Source organism: Dietzia sp. Cai40, assembly GCF_014145165.1.
GTDB classification, from domain to species: Bacteria; Actinomycetota; Actinomycetes; order Mycobacteriales; family Mycobacteriaceae; genus Dietzia; species Dietzia natronolimnaea.
The window spans coordinates 1-2,693 of the sequence record NZ_JAALEB010000032.1; the positions used below are offsets into that span (position 1 = coordinate 1).

The following is a 2,693-nucleotide window of genomic DNA, read 5'->3' on the forward strand; positions in this document are numbered from 1 at the left end:
ACCACCAGAGACGTGTTTAGGCGTGCTGGCGGACGGAGTGCTCGCCGAGCGAGCGAGTGCGCGTCGGGTACGGACTACTGTCCCATGACAGGTGTCGGGAGTGACCGGGCGATGATCTCCTTCATGATCTCGGTGGTGCCGGCGTAGATCTGACTGACCCGCAGGTCGGTCCATGCGCGCGCAATCGGATACTCCTCCATGTAGCCGTAGCCGCCGTGGAGTTGCAGGCAGGTGTCGGCGACTTGCTGAGCGCGTTCGGAGCTCCAGTACTTCGCCATCGCGGCGGTGGGGATGTCCAGTTCGCTCTTGACATGCAGGTCGAGACACTCGTCGATGAAGGCGCGGGTGACGCGGGCTTCGGTGGCGACCTCGGCGAGCTTGAACTTGGTGTTCTGGAATCCGAAGATCGGTTTGCCGAACGCCTCGCGCGTGAGTGTGTACTCGTGTGTCAGGTCCAGCATCAAGTCCATCGACGCGGCGCAACTGACGGCGACGATGAGCCGCTCCTGCGGGAGCTGCATCATGAGCTGGACGAAGCCCTGCCCCTCCTCGGTGCCGAGCAGATTGCTGGAAGGCACACGTACGTCATCGAAGAAGAGCTCGCAGGTGTCTTGCCCCTTGAGGCCGATCTTGTCGAGGACACGGCCGCGCCGAAATCCTTCGGAGCTGGTCGGCACGATGACCAGTGAGACGCCTGCAGCAGCCTGATCCGGGCTGGTCTTGCAGGCGACGAGCACCATGTCTGCGTGGTAGCCGTTGGTGATGAAGGTCTTGGCTCCGTTGATGACGTAGTCGTCGCCTTCTCGGACTGCCTTCGTCTTGATTCCCTGGAGGTCGGAACCGGTCCCCGGCTCGGTCATCGCAATGGCGGTCACGACCTCGCCGGAGGCCATCTTGGGCAGCCATTCGCGCTTCTGCTCCTCGGTGCCGTAGTGCAGCAGGTAGTGCGCCACGATGCCGCTGTGGAGTGCAGCCCCCCAGCTGCTGTCACCGATGCGGGCCTGCTCCTCGATAAGGATCGCCTCGTGGAAGAAGTTGCCGCCGCCCCCGCCGTACTCCTCGGGAACGGAGGCGCACAACAGGCCGAGCTCGCCGGCGCGGGTCCATAGTTCGCGGTCGACGCGCTTCTGTTCGATGAACCGCTCGATGTTGGGCTTGATCTCCCTCTCGCAGAACGTCCGGGCGAGTTGACGGAAGTCGTCGAGGTCCTGGTTCATCCAGGGTGAACGGCGGCTGGGCATGGGTCCTCCAAAGATTATGTGCCGGGTACAGGGTGTACCCGAAGGCTACGGGTACACCCTGTACCGCGCCAGTCCCTTTCGGGTTAGAATGTGCTGGTGGATCTTGCGAGGTGGGTGGACACGGCCGTGGTGCGCCGATCGACGGCGCACGAATCGCACCGGTCGGCACGACGAGAGCAGATAGTGGTGGCCGCGGCTCGTGCGATCGAGGAGTACGGTCCCGGCGTCGGTACTGCCCAGATCGCGGAACGGGCAGGCGTTGCGCGGCCTCACGTCTACCGGCACTTCGACAGCAAGGAAGACCTCGAACGAGAAGTGCTCCGATTCGCGGCTGATCAGCTCATCGACACCGTTCGTCCCGCCATGCGCGTGAGCGGTACAGCTCCCACCATCATCGAAGGCGTGATAGGCGCTGCCATCGGATGGGCTGCCGGTCATCCCAACCTGTATCGCTTCATGGCGGCGCGCCAGCAGAACAAGGAGACGCACCGGGCCAGGTTGGGGCGCACACGGTTCCTCGGGGAGGTGGTGTCCGCAGCCTCGGCATACATGCGCACATCCGAGGTACAGGTCGATCCCCCGGACGGCGTGATGGCGGGGTTGATGGGCATGGTCGACGCGGGGATCATCTGGTGGCTGGACCACCACGATGAGTCGAAGGAAGAGGTGACCACCCGGATCGCCCATCAAGTTTGGCTGATCATGCGTGATCTCGCCCAGAGCGTAGGGGTTGCTGTGGACAACGACCTTCTGTTGAGCGCGCGATGAGGGACCTCTCGCCCGGAATGGGCGCACCCCGAGCCCGTCGAAGCGGTCCCGCGTTGGAACGGCGACGCCCCGTGTGCGACCGGTGGCTGGAAGAGGTCGGTGACCTGGTGCGGCGGATGCCCGACGTCTGCATCTCGGCAGTGCCCGGCGAGCAGCCGGCCGGCTGGCCGCGCACGGCCGTAGCGCTCAAGACTGACGGTCTGGTCAACACCGCGGTGCGGCGATGACGCCGGCGCCGGGATCGCACCTTGAGGCGACCTTCTTCCTCGATCACGACCACGCTTCGGTACGCGACTTCACCCAGCACGTGATCGCCGGCGCGTCGAGCCCCCGAGAGAGAGCGTCCCTGCTCTTTGCTGCAGTGCGTGACCAAATCTGGTACGACCCCTACTCGGTCTCCGAGGATCCTGAGCATTACCGGGCGAGCCACGTCCTCCAGGCCGGCCGCGCCTACTGCGTGCCCAAGGCGGTGCTACTGGCCGCGGTTCTGCGGGCCGCGGGCATCCCTACCCGACTCGGCTTCGCCGATGTACGGAACCATCTGCAGACCGACACCTTACGAGCCGTCATGGGTGGAACGGATCTGTTCGTCTATCACGGCTATTGCAGCGTCTACATCGACGGACGATGGCTGAAGGCCACACCTGCCTTCAATGTCGAGTTATGCGAACGATTCGGCGTGCC

Annotated in this window: 4 protein-coding genes; 3 read left to right on the top strand and 1 reads right to left on the bottom strand. The window is 64.5% G+C overall.

The window, feature by feature from the left end:
* Window positions 1-74 precede the first annotated feature (74 nt).
* Window positions 75-1,241 carry an acyl-CoA dehydrogenase family protein gene (locus G6022_RS01545; protein ID WP_069389782.1) on the bottom strand — a complete coding sequence of 389 codons (1,167 nt, stop codon included), beginning with the start codon at window positions 1,239-1,241 and terminating at the stop codon, window positions 75-77.
* A 96-nt stretch (window positions 1,242-1,337) separates the two neighbouring features.
* Here G6022_RS01545 and G6022_RS01550 point away from each other — a divergent pair, with 96 nt between their 5' ends.
* The 3 genes from G6022_RS01550 to G6022_RS01560 all read left to right on the top strand — a co-directional run.
* Window positions 1,338-2,009, top strand: coding sequence for a TetR/AcrR family transcriptional regulator (locus G6022_RS01550; RefSeq protein WP_235027696.1), 672 nt, complete (start codon window positions 1,338-1,340; stop codon window positions 2,007-2,009).
* Entirely contained in the window at window positions 2,006-2,236 is a 231-nt protein-coding gene (locus G6022_RS01555; protein WP_176475171.1) for a hypothetical protein, read from the top strand. Before G6022_RS01550 ends, G6022_RS01555 begins: the two co-directional genes overlap by 4 nt.
* A partial coding sequence (locus G6022_RS01560; protein WP_182690933.1) for a transglutaminase-like domain-containing protein occupies window positions 2,233-2,693 on the top strand: 461 nt, incomplete at its 3' end. The genes G6022_RS01555 and G6022_RS01560, both read left to right, overlap by 4 nt.

Coding starts and splice junctions, on each gene's coding strand:
- G6022_RS01545 (WP_069389782.1), bottom strand. CDS start 1,241: ATGCCCAGCCGCCGTTCACCCTGGATGAACCAGGACCTCGACGACTTC.
- G6022_RS01555 (WP_176475171.1), top strand. CDS start 2,006: ATGAGGGACCTCTCGCCCGGAATGGGCGCACCCCGAGCCCGTCGAAGC.